The 15,326-nt window shown below is 71.8% G+C and carries 11 protein-coding genes and 1 tRNA gene; 6 read left to right on the forward strand and 6 right to left on the reverse strand.

What is annotated here, in order from left to right; translation table 11 throughout:
- Positions 1–65: 65 nt before the first annotated feature.
- Positions 66–1,451: a cystathionine beta-synthase gene (locus ACFV7Q_RS21880; protein WP_385430763.1), complete on the reverse strand. Its 1,386-nt coding sequence runs from the start codon at positions 1,449–1,451 to the stop codon at positions 66–68.
- 124 nt (positions 1,452–1,575) lie between these two features.
- Here ACFV7Q_RS21880 and ACFV7Q_RS21885 point away from each other — a divergent pair, with 124 nt between their 5' ends.
- The 3 genes from ACFV7Q_RS21885 to ACFV7Q_RS21895 all read left to right on the forward strand — a co-directional run bounded on the left by ACFV7Q_RS21885 (position 1,576) and on the right by ACFV7Q_RS21895 (position 5,560).
- The gene (locus ACFV7Q_RS21885) at positions 1,576–2,592 is read left to right on the forward strand and encodes an SGNH/GDSL hydrolase family protein (protein WP_385430721.1); all 1,017 of its coding nucleotides are present in this window, start codon (positions 1,576–1,578) and stop codon (positions 2,590–2,592) included.
- Between the two features lie 625 nt (positions 2,593–3,217).
- Positions 3,218–4,438, forward strand: coding sequence for an acetyl-CoA C-acetyltransferase (locus ACFV7Q_RS21890; protein WP_385430723.1), 1,221 nt, complete (start codon positions 3,218–3,220; stop codon positions 4,436–4,438).
- A 282-nt stretch (positions 4,439–4,720) separates the two neighbouring features.
- Positions 4,721–5,560 (forward strand): hypothetical protein, encoded by an 840-nt coding sequence (locus ACFV7Q_RS21895; protein ID WP_385430765.1) that lies wholly within the window; start codon positions 4,721–4,723, stop codon positions 5,558–5,560.
- Here ACFV7Q_RS21895 and ACFV7Q_RS21900 read toward each other — a convergent pair.
- Positions 5,544–5,918, reverse strand: a complete 375-nt coding sequence (locus ACFV7Q_RS21900) for a hypothetical protein (protein WP_385430725.1) — start codon at positions 5,916–5,918, stop codon at positions 5,544–5,546. The genes ACFV7Q_RS21895 and ACFV7Q_RS21900 overlap by 17 nt on opposite strands.
- A 101-nt stretch (positions 5,919–6,019) precedes the next feature.
- Here ACFV7Q_RS21900 and ACFV7Q_RS21905 point away from each other — a divergent pair, with 101 nt between their 5' ends.
- Positions 6,020–6,250 carry a DUF4287 domain-containing protein gene (locus ACFV7Q_RS21905; protein WP_385430726.1) on the forward strand — a complete coding sequence of 77 codons (231 nt, stop codon included), beginning with the start codon at positions 6,020–6,022 and terminating at the stop codon, positions 6,248–6,250.
- 139 nt (positions 6,251–6,389) lie between these two features.
- Here the strand turns inward: ACFV7Q_RS21905 and ACFV7Q_RS21910 are convergent, their stop codons facing one another.
- Complete coding sequence (locus ACFV7Q_RS21910; protein WP_385430728.1) at positions 6,390–7,238, reverse strand: Bax inhibitor-1/YccA family protein; 849 nt, start codon at positions 7,236–7,238, stop codon at positions 6,390–6,392.
- 695 nt (positions 7,239–7,933) lie between these two features.
- Positions 7,934–8,015 (reverse strand) — tRNA-Leu (locus tag ACFV7Q_RS21915).
- Positions 8,016–8,444: 429 nt separating this feature from the next.
- On the opposite strand from ACFV7Q_RS21915, the gene ACFV7Q_RS21920 reads away from it, so the two are divergent.
- Together ACFV7Q_RS21920 and ACFV7Q_RS21925 are read left to right on the forward strand one after the other, a co-directional pair.
- Entirely contained in the window at positions 8,445–9,212 is a 768-nt protein-coding gene (locus ACFV7Q_RS21920) for an ABC transporter ATP-binding protein (RefSeq protein ID WP_385430766.1), read from the forward strand.
- 153 nt (positions 9,213–9,365) lie between these two features.
- Positions 9,366–11,921 (forward strand): ABC transporter permease, encoded by a 2,556-nt coding sequence (locus ACFV7Q_RS21925; RefSeq protein WP_385430730.1) that lies wholly within the window; start codon positions 9,366–9,368, stop codon positions 11,919–11,921.
- A gap of 125 nt (positions 11,922–12,046) precedes the next feature.
- On the opposite strand, the gene ACFV7Q_RS21930 is transcribed toward ACFV7Q_RS21925, so the two are convergent.
- Positions 12,047–13,546, reverse strand: coding sequence for a class I SAM-dependent methyltransferase (locus tag ACFV7Q_RS21930; protein ID WP_385430732.1), 1,500 nt, complete (start codon positions 13,544–13,546; stop codon positions 12,047–12,049).
- Positions 13,547–13,787: 241 nt separating this feature from the next.
- Positions 13,788–15,176: an NAD(P)/FAD-dependent oxidoreductase gene (locus tag ACFV7Q_RS21935; protein WP_385430733.1), complete on the reverse strand. Its 1,389-nt coding sequence runs from the start codon at positions 15,174–15,176 to the stop codon at positions 13,788–13,790.
- Between the last annotated feature and the right edge of the window lie 150 nt (positions 15,177–15,326).

Here is a 15,326-nt window from a genome sequence, read left to right on the forward strand (position 1 = left end):
GTCCCGACCCGGTCATCCGGGCCGGGACCGCCGCGCCGGTTGCTGCTACTCGGTTGCTGCTACCGCTACTTGGCGTTCTTGGCGAGGAAGGCCAGGAGGTCCTGACGGCTCACCACACCGGTCGGCTTGCCCTCGACCAGCACGATCGCCGCGTCGGCCTGGCCGAGCGCGGCCATCAGGTCGGAGACCGGCTCGCCGGAGCCGACCTGCGGCAGCGGCGCGCTCATGTGCTTCTCCAGCGGGTCGGACAGCGCCGCCTGCTGCGCGAACAGCGCTGCCAGCAGCTCCTTCTCCACGACCGAACCGACGACCTCGGCGGCCATCACGTCCGGGTGGCCGGCGCCGGGCTTGACGACCGGCATCTGCGAGACGCCGTACTCGCGCAGCACCTCGATCGCCTCGCCGACGGTCTCCTCGGGGTGCATGTGCACCAGGGAGGGCATGTCGCCCTCCTTGTCGGCGAGGACGTCGCCGATGCGGGCGGCGGGGCCCGCCTCCTCCAGGAAGCCGTGCCCGGCCATCCACTCGTCCGAGAAGATCTTGCTCATGTAGCCGCGGCCGCTGTCCGGGAGGAGGACGACGACCACGTCGTCCGGGCCGAGGCCCTCCGCGGCGCGCAGCGCGGCGACGACCGCCATGCCGCAGGAGCCGCCGACGAGGAGGCCCTCCTCCTTCGCCAGCCGGCGGGTCATCTGGAAGGAGTCCTTGTCGGACACCGCGATGATCTCGTCGGCCACGTTCTGGTCGTAGGCGGTCGGCCAGAAGTCCTCGCCGACGCCCTCGACGAGGTACGGGCGCCCCGAGCCGCCCGAGTAGACGGAGCCCTCCGGGTCGGCGCCGATGACCTTGACCTTGCCGCCGGACACCTCCTTCAGGTAGTTGCCGGTGCCCGAGATCGTGCCGCCCGTGCCGACGCCGGCCACGAAGTGCGTGATCTTCCCCTCAGTCTGTTCCCACAATTCGGGACCGGTCGTCTCGTAGTGCGAGCGGGGGTTGTTCGGGTTGCTGTACTGGTCCGGCTTCCAGGCACCCGGCGTCTCGCGGACGAGGCGGTCGGACACGTTGTAGTACGAATCGGGGTGCTCAGGGTCGACCGCGGTCGGGCAGACCACCACCTCGGCGCCGTAGGCCCGCAGCACATTGATCTTGTCCAGGGAGACCTTGTCGGGGCACACGAAAATGCACTTGTAGCCCTTCTGCTGGGCCACGATGGCGAGTCCTACACCCGTGTTGCCGCTGGTCGGCTCCACGATGGTGCCACCGGGCTTGAGGGCACCGCTCTCCTCGGCGGCCTCGATCATCCGGAGGGCGATCCGGTCCTTCACGGAGCCGCCGGGGTTGAAGTACTCGACCTTGGCAAGGACGGTGGCCTGAAGGCCTTCGGTCACACGGTTGAGCTTCACCAGCGGGGTGTTGCCGACGAGGCTGATCATCGAGTCGTGGAAATGCACCATGTTCTCCAGGGACGGGGCTCCACGGGTTCTCCGGGAGACATGGCCAGAGTAAGCGGAAAGGGATTGGCCGACAGGGAGTACGGGGCAGGAAGGTCAACAGGACCAGGAGGTGGCTTGCAGGGTGTCCAGGGCGAGGACGGCCCGCCGGATCGCGGCGGGAGCGGCGTACGGCGGAGGCGGGCTCGGGCTGGTCGGGGTCGCCGCCGTCGGGCTGGTGCTGGCGGAGGTCCAGTTCGCCAAGCGGACCGTCGGGACCGGGCTGGGGGACCCCCCGCGCGCCGACGGGCTGTACGGGAGCGATTTCGGCGGGCCGGCGGACGGCCCGGGCGCCGAGGGGCCGGGCCCGCTGCGGCTGGCCATGCTCGGCGACTCCACGGCCGCCGGACTCGGCGTGCACCGGGCCCGGCAGACCCCGGCCGCCCTCCTGGCCTCCGGGCTGGCGGCGGTCGCCGAGCGGCCGGTGGAACTGCGGAACGTGGCCCTGTCCGGCGCCATGTCCGACGACCTCGACCGACAGGTCGGAGTGCTGCTGGACGGGGAGACGCCCGCGCCCGACGTGTGCGTGATCATGATCGGGGCGAACGACGTGACCCGGCGCATGCCGCCGACCCAGTCCGTCCGCCACCTCACCTCGGCGGTACGGAGGCTGCGGCTCGCCGGCTGCGAGGTGGTGGTCGGCACCTGCCCCGACCTCGGCACGATCGAGCCGGTCTACCAACCGCTGCGGTGGCTGGCCCGGCGGGTCTCCCGGCAGCTGGCCGCCGCCCAGACCATAGGGGTCGTCGCACTGGGCGCCCGTACGATCTCCATGGGCGACCTGCTCGGCCCAGAGTTCGCGGCGAACCCGCGCGAGATGTTCGGCCCCGACTCCTACCACCCCTCGGCCGAGGGGTACGCCACGGCGGCCATGGCCATCCTGCCCACGGTGTGCGCGGCGCTGGCGCTGTGGCCGGAGTCCGACCGGCTCGACGTCGCCCGCAACGAGGACATGCTGCCGGTGGCCAAGGCCGCGTCGGCCGCCGCCGGGCAGGCGGGCACCGAAGTCACCCCTGCCCGCGGGCCCTGGGCGCTGCTGAAGCACCGGCGCCGCCGCCGGGTCCCCGCGGAATCGCCGGCCCCGACCCCCGCCGAAGCCTGACGCCCCCGATCGCCGCCCCATGCCGGCATGCGGGCCGCCGCCACGGCCGCGCAGTTCCCCGCGCCCCTGGCCGCATCCCGCCCGACCCGGCCGACCGGGGGCTGCCCCCGCCGCCAACTGATCGCGCAGTTCCCCGCGCCCCTGGGGCATGCCCCCGCAGCAGCATGCGCACAGCGCGGCCCTGCGGGGCGCCCCCACCGCGGACGTCCACGCGGCTGCGGGCCGCCGCCAACTGATCGCGCAGTTCCCCGCGCCCCTGAGGCGTCCCCCGAGGCAGCGGCCCTGCACGTGCGGGCAGACGCCCTCACACAGCCACCACCCCAGGGGCGCGGGGAACTGCGCGAACGACCGGGCACGGCCCACAGCCGAACACACCACCCCAACCACCCCAGGGGCGCGGGGAACTGCGCGAACGACCGGGCACGGCCCACAGCCGAACGCGACCCCCTCGGCGGATGCCCCAGCCGGGGAAGGGCATGCTGGGGGCGGGGGCGCCGGCGGCACCGAGCCACCGCCACCCGCGGAGCGACCGGCATCACACCGGCCACCCGGTGACCTCGACCGTACGGGCCGGTAACTTCGCATCCGGTCCGCAATGAGCCGCAACTCACCCCTTGGAGCCCCGATGCCCGAAGCAGTCATCGTTTCCGCCGCCCGGTCCCCGATCGGACGTGCCTTCAAGGGGTCCCTCAAGGACGTCCGCCCGGACGACCTGACCGCGACGATCATCCAGGCCGCCCTCGCCAAGATCCCCGAGCTGGACCCGCGGGAGATCGACGACCTGATGCTCGGCTGCGGCCTGCCGGGCGGCGAGCAGGGCCACAACCTCGCCCGCATCGTCGCGGTGCAGATGGGCATGGACTACCTGCCGGGCACCACCATCACCCGCTACTGCTCGTCCTCCCTGCAGACCTCCCGCATGGCCCTGCACGCCATCAAGGCGGGCGAGGGCGACGTGTTCATCTCCGCGGGCGTGGAGACGGTTTCCCGCTCGGTCAAGGGCACCTCCGACGGCCTGCCGGAGACCCACAACCCGGTGTTCGCCGACGCGGAGGCCCGCACCGCCGAGGTCGCCCAGTCCGAGGGTTCCACCTGGCACGACCCGCGCGAGGACGGTCTGGTCCCGGACGCGTACATCGCGATGGGCCAGACCGCGGAGAACCTGGCCCGCCTCAAGGGCGTGACCCGCCGGGACATGGACGAGTTCGGCGTGCGCTCGCAGAACCTGGCCGAGGAAGCCATCAAGAAGGGCTTCTGGGAGCGGGAGATCACCCCGATCACCACCCCCGACGGCACCGTGGTCAGCAAGGACGACGGCCCGCGCGCCGGGGTCTCCCTGGAGGGCGTGGAGGGCCTGAAGCCGGTCTTCCGCCCCGACGGCCTGGTCACGGCCGGCAACTGCTGCCCGCTCAACGACGGCGCCGCGGCGCTGGTCATCATGAGCGACACCAAGGCCCGGGAGCTGGGCCTGACCCCGCTGGCCCGGATCGTCTCGACCGGTGTCACCGCGCTCTCCCCCGAGATCATGGGCCTGGGCCCGGTCGAGGCGTCGAAGCAGGCCCTGAAGCGGGCCGGCCTGACGGTGGGCGACATCGACCTGTTCGAGATCAACGAGGCCTTCGCGGCCCAGGTCATCCCGTCGTACCGGGACCTGGAGATCCCGCTGGAGAAGCTGAACGTCAACGGCGGTGCCATCGCCGTCGGCCACCCGTTCGGCATGACCGGCGCCCGCATCACCGGCACCCTGATCAACAGCCTCCAGTTCCACGACAAGCAGTTCGGCCTGGAGACGATGTGCGTGGGCGGCGGCCAGGGCATGGCCATGGTCATCGAGCGGCTGAGCTGAGCCGGGCCGGGTGCCGCAAGGGGTCTGCTTGATCCCTTGCGGCCTGCGGCGCCCGGTTCCAATCCCCTCGCGGCCGACCCGTGACCGAAATTCCCCCAGGATGTGACCTTCGTCCTGGGGGTTTGGTGTTTCCGCAGGTCAGGGCAGGGAGGGCTACAGCTGGTGTGACGAAAGCCCTGTCCATTTCGTGACGTAATGCACTGCACGCCATTCCCATGTCAGGACACTCTGATGTAGGAAGTCGGGGGATCGAGTCACCTCAGGAGTTAGTCAGTGAGCGCCATGTCTCTTGCCCTGCTGCTGACCACGGCCGTTGCTGCGGCCGTGGGCGCTGCTGCGCTGCACGCTGTCCACGGCTTGCGCAAGCAGGTCACGGCCCTGCGCGGCGAGCTGGCCGTTCCGGCACAGTCGCGCGGTGCGAGCGTCCCGCACGCCCGCCACGCTGTGGAGTCCCCTGCCGCCGAGATACGGGCCGCCGTGGCCGAGGCCCTGGCCGAGGAGCGCGAGCGCGAGCTCGCCGAGGCGCGGGCCTTCTGGGCGGCGCAGGAGGCCCGCGACGCCGCGGACGCGCCCTCGCTGCTGGGCGGTATGCCCGGGCTCGGGGACGACGCCCCGGCCGTCTTCCTGCCCCGTCAGGCGGACCTGGTGGGCCTGGAGCCCGTACTCGGCGAGGAGCTCGCCGGGGGCGCCTCCCAGCCGGAGGCCGCGGGCGAGTACCCCGAGGACTCCCCCGAGCTGGCGGCCGCCCGCCGACGCCACCCCTCGCACCCGGACTTCGTACCCGTCCAGCCTCCGGCCGCCGGCGTCGACCACGAGCGGACGGTCAGCCGACTGGAGGAGCTCGCGGAGGCCCGTACGGCCCTCGCGGACGTCCGTCCGGGCCCGCTGGGCACGCTCGACGTGTACGTGTTCACCGACGGCACCACGCTGTGCATGACCCCGGGCCACCGGGAGACGGCGGAGCGGCTCGCCGAGGCGCTGCGCTCCGGCACCGCGCCGGTGCTGCTGGGCGGCTCGGGCATCTCCGGCGCCTATGCGCTGACCTTCTCCTGCGGCGGCGACGCACAGGATCCGGACAACAACGTCTACATCCTCGCGGACCGGGTCATCGCGTCGCTCTGACTTCCGCCTGCTCCACCAGCCGCACGGCCTCGTCCAGCATCCCGGACGGGGCCGTCGCCGTTCCCCGGGGCTCGTCAACACCCGCAGGGGCTTCGGCGTCCGCGGCGCGCAGCGCCTCCGCCAGGTCCAGTCCGGCGACCGCGACCTGGTCCCCGACCACGAAGACGCCCGCATCCGGAATCTCGCGCGCCGGAGCCTCCCGGTGGGGCTCCTCCAGCCGCTGGGCCCGCGCGGAGAGCTCCCGGGCCAGCCGGAGGGCCTCGGCGGCGGCTCCCTGCTGCAGGCGGCTCTGGGGCAGGGCCCGCAGCCGGTCTGCGAAGCGTTCCACGGCGGCGGTCAGGGGTGAGGTATCCAGCACGCGGCCGACCTTACGCGCCGCCCCGGCACCATTGCCAACGGGCGAACTCTCCGGCACGGTGACGTGAAGAGAACAGCACGGCACACCTTCCGGAGGCGCCCATGTCCGTAGAGTTCTCCGAGCAGACGCACCGCAACATGATCGACAGAATCCCCCGGACCACCGGCCGCGACCTCGCCGAATGGCTGAGGACCGTTGAGGACGGCCCCTCCCTCATCCGGTTCGAGGAGAAGGTCAGCTGGCTGCGCGGCGCGCACGAGCTGTCGTACGGCCAGGCCAAGGCGATCATCCACGAGTACGACCTGCGCAGGGCCGCCCGCAGGTTCGGCTGAGCCCGTTCCGGCACGCCCCTGATCCCCCGTCCGGCCCCCGACCCCCGCCGATCCTCTCCCTCCACGACGCGGGAAGGCCCCGCGAGCGGATGCTCGCGGGGCCTTCCCCATGTCGTGCCGTACGGAGTTTCCGGTCCGGTCAGTCGTCGCCGGAGAGGATCTGGAACAGGCGCAGCAGCTCCAGGTAGATCCACACCAGCGTCATGGTCAGACCGAAGGCGGCCATCCAGGCCTCTTCGCGCGGGGCACCGTAGGTGATGCCGTCCTCGACCTGCTTGAAGTCCAGGGCGAGGAAGCAGGCGCCGAGGACGACGCCGAGGATGCCGAACAGGATGCCGAGGCCGCCGCTGCGGAAGCCGAGGCCGTCACCGCCCGCGAAGACCGAGAACAGCAGGTTGGTGACCATGAGCAGCATGAAGCCCATGGCCGCGGCCATCACGAAACCGTAGAAACGGCGGGTGACGCGGATCCAGCGCATCTTGTACGCGAACAGCACCGCGGCGAAGACGCACATGGTGCCGAGCACGGCCTGGATGACGACGCCGGCGCCGATGTAGGTGCTGGTGGCCGCGCTGATGACGCCGAGGAAAACGCCCTCGAAGGCCGCGTAGCCGATGATGACCGCCGGAGAGGCCTTGCGCTTGAAGGTCTGGACGAGCGCCAGGACCATCGCGACGAGCGCAGCGCCGATGGCGATGCCGTAGGACTTGCCCAGGTTCGCCGGGTCGACGGGCAGCGCGACCCAGGCGAGGGTCGCCGTCAGGATGACCGTGCCGAGCGTCATGGCCGTACGGCTCACGACGTCGTCCATCGTCATCACGTTCGCGCGGGCCGGAGCCTGCGGCATCCCGGTGGTCGGGTCGGTGGCGTAAGGATTCGTCGCGTACGGGTTGGTCCCGGCCTGCTGGTACTGCGCCTCAAAGCCGGCGTAGGCACCGTTGTCGCGGCTGAACCCCCGTCGCGAGAAGACCGGGTTACTGCTCCTCATCTCACTCCTCCATGGCCACCGTGCGCGGCCTTGCATCAAGAGTAATGCGTTAGCAAATAAATGACTCTACTGCTGGAGGAGGATCTTAGGAGAAGCCGCGGCCGACCGCAGGGGGTAATTGCGGGGCGCGCACCAGTGGTGCCGGGCCCGCCCCCGGTGTCGAGGATGAACCGCTGGAGCGCCTCAGGGTGATCGGGTACTCCTCGTCGGACACGCCCTCGTGCCGCTCCGCCCACGGCTCGCGTCGCCGGAGCGCGGCGGCCTTCGCGCGGAAGGCCCTGCCGTCCTCGGTGAGGCGCAGGACCCCGGCGACGTCCTCGGTGGTCCACCCCTGGGCGACGGTCGCGTCGATCTCCGCCTCCAGGCCTCCCGGCCGGTGTCGAGGTGGTCCCGCAGGATGCGGGAGACCTCCTCTCGGGGCTTGCCCCCGTCGGCGTCCGCGCCGGCGGCCCGGGCGTGCCCTTCGTCCGTCCGGGGCGGCTGCGACCACCGACGGTAGGAACTGGAGCGCGCTCGGGGTCAAGGCCGTTGCCCGCCAGGGGGCGAGGGCGTACGCCGGTGCGGAGGGGCGCGTACGGGGCCTGCGGTGCCCGCCGGGGTGCGCGACTCCCGGCGCGGGCGCGCGCCCACCGGTACCGGGGCATGAAAAAGGCCGAACTCCCGGTGGCCACCGGCAGATCGGCCGTGGTGCGTAGTGCCCGGAGCCGGACTTGAACCGGCACGACCTCAAGGCCAGCGAGGTTTAAGCTCGCCGTGTCTGCATTCCACCATCCGGGCAGGATGCTGCGGGTCCGCGCGAAGAACTGGACGCTGTGCCGAGCCTATCGGGAACGCCCTGGTCGAGAACGGGCTCTTCCGCCGATGTTGTCTGATTTTATTGGCGCTTGAGTGTTCGTCAGGGCCGAGAAGACGCGGTCGGCCCGTCACCGGGGGCGATCACCTGCAATACGGGAATGACGGGATTTCGATGGCGCGCTCCGCCCTTTTCGCCACCCCGGGCCACCCCGCCTCCGAACGGCCCGCGTCAGGGGCGCCGTCATACCAAAGGAGGAGGCTGGCCCTCCCGCGATCAGACTCCAGTGGGCCGTCGAACGGGCACCTCGGCTGATTCCCCACCGGGTGCCCGCGGTGACGATGGAAGGGTCCCGCCGTCCCCGCGGACCGCCGTCCGGTCCGCCGCCCGAGGAGTCTCTTGCCGTGACCGCCATGAACTACGCCGCCCCGCACACCGCCCTCGCCGTGGCGGCCCGGGCCACCGGCCTCTCCAAGGTCTACGGCCAGGGGGAAACCCAGGTGGTCGCCCTCAACAACGTGTCCGTGGACTTCGGCCAGGGCCAGTTCACCGCGATCATGGGCCCCTCCGGCTCCGGCAAGTCGACCCTGATGCACTGCGTCGCCGGACTCGACACCTTCTCCTCCGGCTCCGTCCGCATCGGCGACACCGAACTCGGCAGCCTCAAGGACAAGCAGCTGACGCAGCTGCGCCGGGACAAGATCGGCTTCATCTTCCAGGCGTTCAACCTGCTGCCCACCCTGACCGCGCTGGAGAACATCACCCTCCCGATGGACATCGCCGGCCGCAAGCCCGACCAGCAGTGGCTCGACACCGTCATCGACATGGTGGGCCTCTCCGGCCGCCTCGGCCACCGTCCCACCCAGCTCTCCGGCGGCCAGCAGCAGCGCGTCGCGGTCGCCCGCGCCCTCGCCTCCCGCCCCGAGATCATCTTCGGCGACGAGCCCACCGGGAACCTCGACTCCCGCTCCGGCGCCGAGGTCCTCGGCTTCCTGCGCAACTCGGTGCGCGAACTGGGCCAGACCGTCGTCATGGTCACGCACGACCCCGTCGCCGCCTCCTACGCCGACCGCGTCATCTTCCTCGCCGACGGCTCCATCGTCGACGAGATGGTCCACCCCACCGCCGACGGGGTCCTCGACCGCATGAAGGCCTTCGACGCGAAGGGCCGCACCAGCTGACGGCCCGGCCCTCCCGGCCTCCCGCCCTCCCGCACGCGCCGTTCCCCACGCGAACGTCCCGCGCCGCCCCGCGCCGTCCCGCGCCGTCCCGCGCCGCCCCGCCGCGCCTCCTGCCCGCCCTCCCGGCGGACCACCACGACTCCTGGATTCCCCATGTTCCGTACCGCCCTGCGCAACGTGCTCGCGCACAAGGCCCGCCTGCTGATGACGGTGCTCGCCGTCATGCTCGGCGTCGCCTTCGTCTCCGGCACGTTCGTGTTCACCGACACCGTCAGCAAGGCGATGTCCGACCAGTCCCGCAAGAGCTACGACGGGGTCGCCGTCTCCGTCACCCACTACGGACCCGGCCGCGCCGAGGACGGGACCAAGGAGGAGGGCGAGCCCGGCATCAGCCAGCAGACCCTCGACAAGCTCGCCAAGCTGGGCGGCGTCGACTCCGTCGCCGGCCGGGTCTCCGGCTTCGCCGGCGTCGCCGACCCGAACGGCAAGCTGATCGGCACCGGCTGGGCCAACCAGGGCGCCAACTTCGCCCCCGTCAAGGACGGCAAGGACCCCCGCTACGCCTTCACCGACGGCCACGGCCCGGCGAAGGCCGAGGAGGTCGCCCTCGACCGGGCCTCCGCGAAGGCCGGCCGCTACTCCGTCGGCGACAAGGTCCGCGTGGCCACCAACGGCCCGGTGAAGGAGTACACCCTCTCCGGCGTGTTCACCACCGAGGACGGGGCCGTCAACGCCGGCGGCTCGCTGGTGCTCTTCGAGAACAAGGTCGCCCAGGAGCTCTACCTGGCCCCCGGCTACTACTCCGAGCTCGCCGTCGCGGCCAAGCCCGGCGCCGACGCCGGCAAGCTGCTCGCCGAGGTGACCCCCGTCGTCGGCAAGGACGCCAAGGCCGAGACCGGCGCCGCCCTCGCCGAGCGCAACGCCAAGGACATCGAAAAGGGCATGAGCGGCATGAAGACGGGCCTGCTCGCCTTCGGCTTCATCGCCCTCTTCGTCAGCGTCTTCCTCATCTACAACACCTTCACCATGCTGGTCGCCCAGCGCACCAAGGAGCTGGCCCTGCTGCGCGCCGTCGGCGCCACCCGCAGCCAGGTCCGCCGGTCCGTGCTGAGCGAGGCCGTGCTGGTCGGCGTCCTCGCCTCCGCCCTCGGCCTCGCCCTCGGCGTGGGCCTGGCCGTCGGACTGCGCGCCGGCATGGAGGGCTTCGGCGCCAAGATCCCGGCCGGCCCGCTCGTCATCTCCTCGACCGCCGTCATCACCGCGATCCTCGTCGGCGTGAAGGTCACCGTGCTCGCCGCCTGGCTGCCCGCCCGCCGCACCGCCAAGATCCCGCCGGTCGCGGCCATGGGCAGCGCCCACCTGCCGCAGAGCGCCAAGGGCCTGGTCGTCCTCAACAGCATCGGCGGCGTCCTGACCGGCATCGGCTTCGCGCTGATCCTGTGGGGCTCCTCGAAGGGCGGCGAGACCGGCCGCTGGATCATCGGCGGCGGTGCCTTCTTCACCCTCGTCGGCGTCGCGGTGCTGATCCCGATGCTGTCGCGGCCGCTGATCGCCGTCGTCCGCCCGCTGCTGAACCGGATCTTCGGCGTCGCCGGCAACCTGGCCGCCCGCAACGCGGTCCGCAACCCGCGCCGCACCGGTGTCACCGCCGGCATGCTGACCATCGGCCTGACCCTGGTCACCGGCCTGACCGTGCTCGGCGTGACCGTCGGCAAGGCCGTCGACCGCTCCACCACGGACCAGATCCGCGCCGACTACATGCTCACCATGGCCAGCGGCGGCGACCTGGACCCCTCGGTCCTGACGGCGCTGGAGAAGACGCAGGGCGTCTCGGCCGTCTCCGGCCAGCAGTCCGCGTACTTCAAGGGCTCCGACGGCCGCTTCCACGCCGCCTCCGGCGTCAACCCGGCCGCCATCGAGAAGCTCGTCAACTTCAAGGTGGTCAGCGGCTCCGTGTCCGGCCTGGCCCAGGGCCAGGTCGCCGTCGCGGACAAGACCGCCAAGAAGGCCGGCCTGACGGTCGGCAGCACCTTCGAGGCCGCCTTCGACGGCGCCGGGGCCAAGAAGACCCTGAAGGTCGCCGCGATCTACGAGGAGAGCGAGCTCGTCTCCCCGTACGTCCTGGACGTCAAGCAGGTCCCCGTCGCGGAGGGCGAGAAGCCGCAGATCCGCCAGGTCTTCGTGAAGATGGCCGGCGGCGAGTCCAAGGCCAACGAGCAGAAGGTCATCGACGCCCTCGGCGACAACCCCGCCATCAAGATCGCGGACAAGCAGGACATCCGCAACGAAATGGGCGGCATCATCAACATGATGCTGAACCTGATGTACGGCCTGCTCGGCATGGCGCTGATCATCTCGGTCCTCGGCGTCGTCAATACCCTGGCGATGTCGGTCTTCGAGCGGACCCAGGAGATCGGCATGCTGCGGGCGGTGGGCCTCAACCAGGGCCGGGTCAAGAACATGATCCGCCTGGAGGCCGTGGTCATCTCCCTCTTCGGCGCGGTGCTCGGCGTCGGCCTCGGCACCTTCCTCGCCTGGGCGCTGGGCCGCACCTTCAAGTCCTCGATCCCGAACTACGAACTGGTCGTACCGTTCGACCGGATCGGCGTCTTCCTGCTGCTGGCCGCCGTGGTCGGCGTCCTGGCCGCCATGTGGCCGGCGCGCAGCGCGGCGAAGCTGAACATGCTCACGGCGATCAAGACCGAGTAGCGGCAGTCGGCGGCCGCCCGGGCCGCCGCCGCGCGCAGGGACCCGGACGGGCCCCGGGGCACCCGCCCCGGGGCCCGTCCCCGTACCGGGGACCGTGAGCCGGCCGGGGCAGGGCCGCACGGGACCTACGCCCCCCAGGTGCGCAGCCGCAGCGGCAGCCCCGACGCCCCGCCGTCCACCGGGCGCACGGCCAGCACCTGGTTGACGCCCAGGCGGCCCCGTTCGAAGCCCAGCGCCGAGGCCGCCATGTACAGCAGCCACACCCGGGCCCGGCCGGGCGACGTCAGCCGCACGGCCACCTCCCAGTGCTCCTGCAGGCGGGTGACCCAGGCCCGCAGGGTGAGCCCGTAGTGCTCGCGCAGGGCCTCCACGTCCCGGACCTCGAAGCCGGCCCGCTCCAGTTCGCCGACGGTCGTGCCGAGCGGCGAGAGCTCCCCGTCGGGGAAGACGTACGCGTCGATGAACCCGTTGATGCGGTAGGCGCTTTCGTCCGGCTCGGGCCGGCGCGCGATCTGGTGGTTCAGCAGCCGGCCGCCGGGGGCGAGGAGGTCGTACAGGGTGTGGGCGTACTCGCGGTAGCGGTCGGCGCCCACGTGCTCGGCCATGCCGATGGAGCAAACCGCGTGGTACGGGCCGTCCTTGACGTCCCGGTAGTCCTGCACCCGGATCTCCACCCGGTCGACCAGCCCCTCCTCCGCGACCCGCTTGCGGGCGTACAGGGCCTGTTCGCGGGAGAGCGTGATGCCGGTGACGCGGACGTCGTACGCGCGGGCCGCGTGCAGCGCCAAGGAGCCCCAACCGCAGCCGACGTCGAGCAGCCGGTCGCCGGGGCGGAGGCCGAGTTTGCGGCAGACGAGGTCGAGTTTGTCGTGCTGGGCCTGCTCCAGGGTGGAGCCCGCGGTCCAGTAGGCGCAGGAGTACACCATGGAGGGGCCGAGGACCCGCTCGTAGAACTCGTTGCCCACGTCGTAGTGGTGGCTGACGGCCTGCTGGTCGCGGTCCTTGCTGTGCGCCTGCCCGCCGCGGCGGACGGACTCCTCGGGCGGCGGCGCGGGCGCCGGCCAGGGGCGGGCCAGGGCCACCAGGTCGCGCACGGCGTCCCGGACAGCGGGGTCACGGAGCATCGCCGCGGGGCCGGCCGGCCCGCCGGAGGCGGCGCCCCCGGACCGCCTCCGCAGGCCCGGCAGACCCGGCAGGCTCTGGAGACCGGGCAGAGCCGGCAGACCCGGCAGACCAGGTCGGCGGGCGGTGAGCCCGGCCAGGCCGGTGCGGCGGGCCGGCGGCCGCATCCCGGGGACCGCGCCCGCCACCGGGACCACCGCGGCCGGGGTGTCGGCGGAGGGGGCCGGTGCGGCGGGCTCCCTCTCCCAGAGCAGGCCGGCCACCTTGTCCAGCAGCTCGTACAGGTCCCCGTCGACGGTGATGTCCCCGGCCACCCAGGCGCGGGCCAGGCCCAGTTCGCCGGGCCGCCACAGGATCCGGCGCAGGGCGCGGCGGGTCAGGACCAGGACCGGCCCGGACGGCGGTCCGGCCTCGCTCCCGTCCCAGGCCCGGATCCGGACGGGCAGCGGGGCACCCAACAGGGTCTCGGTGACAGCGGCCAACCGCGGCGCGGCGTCGGTCATCGGCGGCACCTCCAAACCATCCGACGAAACGGCTTACCCATTTCCGCCGACGGCATGCGGTACCGCCCGCCGGGGCCCCCGGAGGCCGTAACGCCGGCGCGGGAAACGCCCAACGGGCGCGGGGGCCGGGCCGGTTCCGGGAACGCCGGAGGGGCCGCCCGCACCACGGATGGCGGGCGGCCCCTTCGGGGACGTGCGGTTCGTACGTACGGGACGTACGGCCGGTCAGGTCAGGGCCGGGTCAGGAGGCCTTGGCCTTCTCGGCGGGCGCGGCAGCCGCGGCGGCCGGGGCCGGAGCGGGCTTGGCGGCCTCGTAGAACTCCTCGCGCGGGGTCTCCAGAGCACCGAGGGAGACGACCTCGCGCTTGAGGAACATGCCGAGGGTCCAGTCCGCGAAGACGCGGATCTTGCGGTTCCAGGTCGGCATGGCCATGCCGTGGTAGCCGCGGTGCATGTACCAGGCGAGACGGCCCTTGAGCTTGATCTTCATCTTGCCCATGACGATCATCGCAACGCCCTTGTGGACGCCGAGACCGGCCACCGCACCCTTGTTGGAGTGCTCGTACTCCTTCTGCGGGAAGCCGCGCATGCCGGCCACCACGTTGTCGCCGAGGACCTTGGCCTGGCGCAGCGCGTGCTGGGCGTTCGGCGGGCACCAGGCGTTCTCGACACCGGCCTTGCGGGCCGCGACGTCCGGGACCTGGGCGTTGTCGCCGGCGGCCCAGATGTAGTCGGTGCCCTGGACCTGGAGGGTCGGGGCGGTGTCGACGTGGCCGCGCGGGCCGAGCGGCAGGCCGAAGCGGGCCAGCGCCGGGTTGGGCTTGACGCCCGCGGTCCACACGATCGTGTTGGAGTCGACCTCGAGGCCGTTCTTCAGCACGACGTGGCCGTCGACGCAGGAGTCCATCGAGGTACCGAGGTAGATCTCGATGCCGCGGGACTCGAGGTGCTCCTTGCCCCAGGTGCCGAGCTTGGGCCCGACCTCGGGGAGGATCTTGTCGGCCGCGTCCACCAGGATGAAGCGCATGTCCTCGCGCTTGATCGTGGAGTAGTACTTGGCGGCGTCGCGGGCCATGTCCTCGACCTCGCCGATCGTCTCGGCGCCGGCGAAGCCGCCGCCGATGAAGACGAAGGTGAGGGCCTTGTGGCGGACGTTCTCGTCCGTCGTGGACTCGGCCTTGTCGAGCTGTTCGAGGACGTGGTTGCGCAGGCCGATGCCCTCCTCGACGCCCTTCATGCCGATGCCCTGCTCGGCGAGGCCGGGGATCGGGAAGGTGCGGGAGATGGCGCCGAGCGCGATCACCAGGTAGTCGAAGGGCAGCTCGTACGCCTCGCCGACGAGCGGCGTGACGACGGCGACCTTGCGGTCCTGGTCGATGGTGGTGACCCGGCCGGTGAGAACCTCAGCCTTGGGCAGCACGCGTCGCAGCGGGACGACGACGTGCCGAGGCGAGATGCTGCCTGCGGCCACTTCGGGGAGGAAGGGCTGGTAGGTCATGTAGGACCGGGGGTCGACGACCGTGACGGTCGCCTCGCCGTAGCGCATCTTCTTCATGATGCGCTTGGCCGCGTACAGGCCTACGTACCCACCTCCTACAACGAGGATCCTGGGACGCTCCGTGGTGCTCATGGAACGAGTATCCAGCACCCCAAGGGGTGATGCTCGTGAGCCCCTTCACAAGAACCGACAGGGGCTCTGCTACACTGCGCGGCCCACGTGACCCAGGTCATGGTGCGGAACGGGAACCAAGGTGTAACGGGATTCGTTGTGCACCCGCCC

Source organism: Streptomyces sp. NPDC059851, from assembly GCF_042732005.1.
In the GTDB taxonomy this organism is placed as follows: Bacteria; Actinomycetota; Actinomycetes; order Streptomycetales; family Streptomycetaceae; genus Streptomyces.

What these genes read in the sequence shown, in the direction of transcription:
- ACFV7Q_RS21890 (WP_385430723.1), top strand. Translation starts at nt 3,218, where the DNA reads ATGCCCGAAGCAGTCATCGTTTCCGCCGCCCGGTCCCCGATCGGACGT.
- ACFV7Q_RS21895 (WP_385430765.1), top strand. Translation starts at nt 4,721, where the DNA reads ATGTCTCTTGCCCTGCTGCTGACCACGGCCGTTGCTGCGGCCGTGGGC.
- ACFV7Q_RS21905 (WP_385430726.1), top strand. Translation starts at nt 6,020, where the DNA reads ATGTCCGTAGAGTTCTCCGAGCAGACGCACCGCAACATGATCGACAGA.
- ACFV7Q_RS21910 (WP_385430728.1), bottom strand. Translation starts at nt 7,238, where the DNA reads ATGAGGAGCAGTAACCCGGTCTTCTCGCGACGGGGGTTCAGCCGCGAC.
- ACFV7Q_RS21920 (WP_385430766.1), top strand. Translation starts at nt 8,445, where the DNA reads ATGAACTACGCCGCCCCGCACACCGCCCTCGCCGTGGCGGCCCGGGCC.
- ACFV7Q_RS21925 (WP_385430730.1), top strand. Translation starts at nt 9,366, where the DNA reads ATGTTCCGTACCGCCCTGCGCAACGTGCTCGCGCACAAGGCCCGCCTG.
- ACFV7Q_RS21930 (WP_385430732.1), bottom strand. Translation starts at nt 13,546, where the DNA reads ATGACCGACGCCGCGCCGCGGTTGGCCGCTGTCACCGAGACCCTGTTG.
- ACFV7Q_RS21935 (WP_385430733.1), bottom strand. Translation starts at nt 15,176, where the DNA reads ATGAGCACCACGGAGCGTCCCAGGATCCTCGTTGTAGGAGGTGGGTAC.